The 350-nt window shown below is 64.9% G+C and carries 1 protein-coding gene; it reads right to left on the reverse strand.

Annotation, left to right across the window (positions count from 1 at the left end):
• Window positions 1–350: hypothetical protein (locus KI811_RS18425; protein WP_214187923.1), on the reverse strand; the 350-nt coding region annotated here is incomplete at both ends.

Here is a 350-nt window from a genome sequence, read left to right on the forward strand (position 1 = left end):
GTCCCATAGGCGATCGCTGCAGGCGCTGCCCAGGTGATGGTCGGTACCTGCTTGGCAACAACCGGGAGGCCCACGCTCGCCGTGGCACCGTTGTAGTTCGTGGTGTCAGTCGGGGCAAAGGAGGCGGACAGCGTCTGGGTCCCGGCGGTGGTCAACACGGTGCCGGAAGCCGGGGTGTAGGTGAAGCTGCCGGCAACGTTGGCCGTGGCATTCAACTGGGTGCTGCTGAGAGTGCTGCCGACGTAGACGGCGCTTGGCGTGGCCCACGTAATGGTCGGAGTGGCTTTGTTCACCGTGAGGGTTACGCTCTTGGTGGCCGTGGTGTAGGTGGCGGTGTCAGTCGGGGTGAA

The organism is Geobacter hydrogenophilus (genome assembly GCF_018501225.1).
In the GTDB taxonomy this organism is placed as follows: Bacteria; Desulfobacterota; Desulfuromonadia; order Geobacterales; family Geobacteraceae; genus Geobacter; species Geobacter hydrogenophilus.